The organism is Alcanivorax sp. HI0083 (genome assembly GCF_001635175.1).
Genome location: NZ_LWFX01001134.1, coordinates 1 through 5,983 on the forward strand (window position 1 = coordinate 1; position 5,983 = coordinate 5,983).

The 5,983-nt window shown below is 58.1% G+C and carries 5 protein-coding genes; 3 read left to right on the plus strand and 2 right to left on the minus strand.

Annotation, left to right across the window (positions count from 1 at the left end):
• Positions 1 to 194: 194 nt before the first annotated feature.
• Positions 195 to 863, minus strand: a complete 669-nt coding sequence (locus A3754_RS15915) for a DNA-3-methyladenine glycosylase I (RefSeq protein ID WP_063520494.1) — start codon at positions 861 to 863, stop codon at positions 195 to 197.
• A 107-nt stretch (positions 864 to 970) separates the two neighbouring features.
• Here A3754_RS15915 and A3754_RS15920 point away from each other — a divergent pair, with 107 nt between their 5' ends.
• Both A3754_RS15920 and A3754_RS15925 read left to right on the plus strand, forming a co-directional pair.
• The gene (locus A3754_RS15920; protein ID WP_063520495.1) at positions 971 to 2,200 is read left to right on the plus strand and encodes a pyridoxal phosphate-dependent aminotransferase; all 1,230 of its coding nucleotides are present in this window, start codon (positions 971 to 973) and stop codon (positions 2,198 to 2,200) included.
• A gap of 73 nt (positions 2,201 to 2,273) precedes the next feature.
• The gene (locus tag A3754_RS15925; RefSeq protein ID WP_063520496.1) at positions 2,274 to 2,753 is read left to right on the plus strand and encodes a hypothetical protein; all 480 of its coding nucleotides are present in this window, start codon (positions 2,274 to 2,276) and stop codon (positions 2,751 to 2,753) included.
• 100 nt (positions 2,754 to 2,853) lie between these two features.
• Here the strand turns inward: A3754_RS15925 and A3754_RS15930 are convergent, their stop codons facing one another.
• Positions 2,854 to 5,352, minus strand: coding sequence for a penicillin acylase family protein (locus A3754_RS15930; protein WP_063520497.1), 2,499 nt, complete (start codon positions 5,350 to 5,352; stop codon positions 2,854 to 2,856).
• Between the two features lie 164 nt (positions 5,353 to 5,516).
• Between A3754_RS15930 and A3754_RS15935 the strand changes: the two genes are divergently transcribed.
• On the plus strand, positions 5,517 to 5,983 hold a 467-nt coding region (locus A3754_RS15935), incomplete at its 3' end, for a hypothetical protein (protein ID WP_197468684.1).

Consider the following 5,983-nt stretch of genomic DNA (forward strand, 5'->3'; position numbering starts at 1 on the left):
GGTTGGCGGCATGGGCAGGCAGGGAAAAACAAAAAAACGCGAGCAGGACCCCGAAGAAAGGACGGACCAGGAAGGTGCGCGGCATAGGCTTGAACTCGATTCAGTACATTAAAGGCGAGTCATTATCATTTATGTCTTTGCCTGCATCAAGCTAGTCATAACTCTTAATAAAGCACGAGAGTTCCAGGATCGGGTCAACCCACGGTAAACGCCAGCACCTTGCTGATATGCGCCTGGGGCCGCCCACTTTCCGCCTGCCAGGTGTTGAAAGCCGCCTGCGCGGCTTTCTGGTCCCGCTGGCTCGCCGGGGGTTTGTCGATAATGTTCTGCGCTTTCAGCGCGGCTACCACATCGCCAGTGGGATACCAGGTGTCGCGCCCCACCATGCGCAAAAACGCGGCACCGGAATTGCCGCCCAGCTGCTTGCCCCGCTTCTTCAGCAACAGCCACATGCCCACGGTATCGTCCGCCGGCCAGTCCGCCAGCCAGTTCCCCACACTGCCATACTCTTCGGCCAGATCGAGCACCAGCTGGGCGTTATGGCGGATCGCCTTCATCTTGCCCCAATGGCGAATCAAACGGGTGTCTTGCATGCGCTCGTCGAGCATGGAATCCGGCATCAGCACCAGCTTCTCCGGGTCGAAACCGAAAAAGGCTTCCTCGAATGCCGGCCACTTGTTGTCCACCAGGGAATGTTTCAAGCCGGCACGAAAAATACGGCGGGTTAACGCTGACATATAAAACGCATCATCACGGCCACGCAGTGTTTGTGCATCAGCGACGTCAGGCAGCTGTGACTGCACCGCTTTCAGCGAGCCTTTGCGGTTCACCGCCAGGGCCAGTAAATCCTTGAATGGGGTCACGCTCTACTCCGGTTTGCGCCTTTCAATGCAGGCGCCAGATATACAGTGAAAAGGACGCATTGTAGAATCACTTCCCTGCCCTCTACGAGTCGACCTGCGGGAACTTCATGACAAGCGATCAATACCACGTCAGCAAATCCGACAAACTCAAAGGCGTATGTTACGACATTCGCGGCCCTGTGCTGCGTGAAGCGCACCGGCTGGAAGACGAAGGCCACCGGGTGATCAAGCTGAATATCGGCAACCCGGCGCCGTTCGGTTTCGAAGCCCCCGAAGAACTGCTCCAGGACGTGATCGCCAATCTGCCGGAATCTACCGGGTATTGCCATTCCAAGGGCCTGTTCCCGGCCCGCAAGGCGGTGATGCAATACACCCAGACCAAGGGCATTGAAGGCGTCACCGTGGATGACGTAATCATCGGCAACGGGGTATCCGAGCTGATTGTCATGGCCATGCAAGCACTGCTCAACAGCGGCGATGAGGTGCTGCTGCCCGCGCCTGACTACCCGCTGTGGACGGCCTCCGTGCGGTTATCCGGTGGCACCCCGGTGCATTACCTGTGCGATGAACAGCAGGACTGGCAGCCGTCTCTGGAAGACATTCGCGCCAAGGTGAACAAGAACACCAAGGCATTGGTGATCATCAACCCGAACAACCCCACCGGTGCCAACTACGAGCCGGCCATGTTGCGCGAGCTGTTGCAGATCGCCCGCGAGAACAACCTGATCGTGTTCGCCGATGAAATCTACGACAAGATCCTCTACGACGGCGAGGAACACACCTCCATCGCCTCCATGGCCGATGACCTGCTGTTCATCACCTTTAACGGCCTGTCCAAGAACTACCGCGCCGCCGGTTTCCGTGCCGGCTGGATGGTTATTTCCGGCGCCAAACACCGGGCGGAAAGCTATATCGAAGGGCTGGATATGCTGGCCAGCATGCGCTTGTGTGCCAATGTACCCAGCCAACATGCTATCCAGACCGCTCTGGGCGGCTACCAGAGTATTGGTGACCTGGTGCTGCCCACCGGCCGCCTGGGGCGCCAGCGTGATCTGGCCTGGGAAATGCTCGACTCGATTCCCGGCGTGAGCTGCGTGAAACCCAAATCCGCGTTGTACCTGTTCCCGAAGCTGGACCCGAAGGTCTTCCCGTTCGAAGACGATGAAGCCTTTGCGCTGGACCTGCTCCGCGAAGAAAAAGTGCTGATCGTTCAGGGCACCGCCTTCAACTGGCCCGACCCGGACCATTTCCGCGTGGTGTTCCTGCCCCGCCCGGATGACCTGGAAGACTCCATCGGCCGGATTGCCCGTTATCTGGATCGGGCACGCAAGAAGTAACGTGTGACTGCGTCAGGCGCTGAGCGTCTGGCGCCCAAAAAGAACAATACCATGACGTCTGTTAGGTAAGCCCATGTCCCACCTGCATATCGATGATTTCACCCACGATGTGGCCCGCATTCTGATGCAGAGCTACATGAGTTTCCCTCGCCCGGGCGCCTTGTACGTGGAAGATATTATCGGCCCCACCGAGGTGGATGATGTGGGTTTGCACAGCACCCGACACATGAGCTGCCTGGGCGCCATGCTGTGGCTCGCCGAAGAAGGTTACCTGCGGTACCAGGCCACCATTTTTCAGGAAGGTCTGGAACAGGCCGTATTGAGCAACCGCGCTTTTGTGCTGCTCACCGCTCTCAGCGATCTACGCTTTGCAGAAACCGATCCGCAGCTTCCCGCCTCAGTGCAGCTGGAAAAAGCCACGGTTGCCGAACAACTGCTTCAGGCAATACGTGCCCAGGACTCCGCTCGCACCACAGCGCTGGTGCGCTACCTGCTGTCACGCAATCCGCAGCCGGTAGACAAGGACGAGTTCGCCCCGCTCGGCGCCAAATAAACTGCGCCACCTTTAAATCACCGCGCACCAACGCAAAAGACCCACACCATGTGGGCCTTTTGCTGTCGGGACATTTAGCGGGCTTCAGTGAAACGGAGCATTAGCGCTCCTGCATCAGCTCCAGGGTCTCCACCGTATTATCGGCCACCTCGGACTCGGTGAAACGCACGGGGCGCCACTGCAACTGGCTGTACTGCTGCGTCTGGTCACTGAAAAAAGCGCTCTCAGGATCATGTGACTGGCTGTAGCTCAGAAGCATTTCCGCCTGGGAGCCTTCATCGGTGTAAGACAGCGCCATGATAAAGCTGGAACCGTAATTGGGCCGATATGCCAGTTCATCCGTGCCATCGCCATCTTCATCCAGCGCAAACAGCAGGCTGTCCGGTTGCGGGCTGCCAATAACATTGTTGGCAAAGTCAGAGGTGCTGCGCGACGCGGTTTTGCTCTCCGCCATATTGAACACGCCCTCATAGGAATAGCCGCCACTGACGGGGATCCCGGCTTCTCCCTGCGCTTTGATCAAATACTGAATGTCACCCAAGGGGGCATCCAGGCTGATGCCATTATCGGTCAGCATTTTCGCGGCGCGAGCCAACGCAACCAGCACCGGGTCCTGCTCGGGGTTGGCCGTATCGATGGGCGCCAGGCCTGACGGCGTTGTCGCCCCGTTATCCGCATCGAAAGGTTGCGCAAACAGGCTGTCAGCCAGGCTACGATGCCCGCTCACCCGGAACTGGCGCAGGGTTTCACGCATCAGGTGAGCCCCGCGACTGGTGATGTTATAGGTTCCATCCCAGTTCACCAGCGCCTGGCAGGCTGCGGTTAAATCGTAAGCGGCCCCATCCAGCTCGGCGGTGCTGTAGCTGGTGCAACGCTGGGTCAGCTGGTTGGTCCAGTCACCGGCGAACAGCGAGCCATTATGGCTCAGCACGGTTTTCAATTCGCTGAAACTGAAGTTGCCATCGGCACCGGACAGGCCACTGCCGGACTCGTCACTGATCATCGCCGCGTTGTAACGGGTACGTGGGCTACGCACGGTGTCTTCAGGGCCGTAAAGAACACTGTATCCTTCCAGTGGTGCTTCAAGATTGCTCAACCAGTGGCTGCTGTTGGCGTTGTACAGGTAATCGTCGCGGGTCATTTGTGGCGCCTTGCTGAAAGGCACCAGCCCCGGGGTCAGGGTATCGCCACTGTCCACCCACTCATACACAGAGCTGTTGCCGGGCAGCAGCACGCTCCCTGCACCATCCTGCCAGATGGGTGCCAGCTGCGGGCTCTGCGATGCGGCGCGCCAGTAGCCTTCCGCCTGGGCACTCAACTGCGGTACCTGGGTGCCATCGATGTAACTGGCCGAGCCGGATTTGTCGATCATCAGCGTATTGACCCAGGGAATGCCCTGGTGCTCTTCAAATGCCGCAAAGAATTCTTCACGGCTGGTCGCTTTATCCATGGCCAACCATTGGTCCAGCATGCGGGTATTACCGGCATTGGCATCGCGGAACGTAACCGCAGAACCACTGCTCCACCCCAGTGAGGGCGACAGGGAAGCGAGGTTCACCATCGGCCCAAAGTGGCTGTAGTAAACCGGCTGGGAATACGGCGCCAGGCTGCCATCCGGCTGCTTGACCTGAACGGTTACTTCCCTTTGGGTCATGGCGCGGCTCTCGCCATCAAACAGATAGCGGGTGGGATCGCTGCCATCCAGCTCAAGCTGGTAAAGGGTAAAACGTTTTGACTGGGATACCGTGTGCGTCCAGCCCAGATGCTCGTTGAAACCGATCACCACCGCCGGCAACCCGACCAGGGTCGCGCCAGTGATATCCAGCTCGCCGGGAATGGTCAGATGATTCTGGAAAAAACGCAGTTCCCCATCCCAGGGAAAGTGCGGATTGGCCAGAAGCAAGCTATTGGCGGACTCACTGCGCTCCGCCCCCAAGGCCCAGCCATTACTGCCGATACCCTCAGAGGTCAGCACCTGTTTGGCGTCCAATTTCACGTTGAATGCAGCCCGGGCGCCGGCTGCTGCCGACGGCGGCTGTGCCGCAGCGATGGCGCTAATGAAGTTCCGGCTACTGGCCAGGCCTGCCAGATCAAGCTGATAGGCCAACAAGTCTTCAGCTGAAATCGGCGTTACCCATTCCGCCCCACGGCAAGGGGAAGGATAGTCTCCCTGGCTTTCTTCCAGCACCTGATTGAACCCGGCGCTGTACCCAGCCAGCATTTGTTGCGACGTGGCAGACAGCTGTGCAAACAGCTGCTGCGCCTGCGCCGGATAATCCAGCGCTTTATAGCCCACATCACTCAACAGATTTTGATTGCCCTGCCCCGCTCCCAGGTAACGGGATTTTTCTGATTTCAGCTTCATCAGCTGTTCAGACAAGGTACACAGGTTTTCCCGGGCCTGGGCATAACCCACCCCGTAGCCAAGGCTGGCGTAGTCTTCTGCGGTGATATGGGGGACCCCATACTCGGTGTAGCGCACCGTTGCCTGGTAAGGAGAATCGGGGCCTGTTGTTGGTGGACTTGCTTTTTCCGAATCCTCACTACAGCCTAATAAGAGCGCGCAGCCAAGCATGGCAATGCCAGTGCTGAATCGCATGATAGCCTCCTCGATTTGTTATCATTCTGACGATGGAAGCGTGTTATTAGACAGGACTGTTGGCGGCAGAACGCCCGCTTCGATGGACTCGAAAAAAAACAATTTATCCGTTTTAATTCAAAAAGTTACAGGTTCAAATCGATCCATTCGAACGTGAGATCCCGATGAATTACTGGACTGCAGGCGCCGCTATCGTGTGCCTGAGCATCAGCTCTACCTTGCTGCTGGCCGGCTTGAGCTGGATGGTCAATCGCCAACAACATCGACTGCCACTGGCCTACCTGCTTGCACTGATTGCGCTGGCAGTTCTGCAATCGCTGGAATTTGTGTATCACTCCACAGATCTGTTCCAGCACTGGCCCTTCTTCCTGAAGCTGGCTGACCCTGTCGTGGTGATGATCCCGTTTTGCATCTATGGCTATATTCGTGCCCTGCAAGGGCAGAACATCCTGGCCAGGTCGCGGCGTCGCCGCTGGACGCACGCGTTACCGGTGCTGCTGGTGGCCGCCCTCGCCGTGCCCTTCTGGAGCCTGCCCCCGGAACAGAAAATCTACTGGATGCTGGCCGGGCGCAAGAACCATGACCTGTGGGAGCCCATCACCCTGTACGGCAACCCTTATCTGGCCATCAT

Coding starts and splice junctions, on each gene's coding strand:
- A3754_RS15920 (WP_063520495.1), top strand. CDS start 971: ATGACAAGCGATCAATACCACGTCAGCAAATCCGACAAACTCAAAGGC.
- A3754_RS15925 (WP_063520496.1), top strand. CDS start 2,274: ATGTCCCACCTGCATATCGATGATTTCACCCACGATGTGGCCCGCATT.
- A3754_RS15930 (WP_063520497.1), bottom strand. CDS start 5,352: ATGCGATTCAGCACTGGCATTGCCATGCTTGGCTGCGCGCTCTTATTA.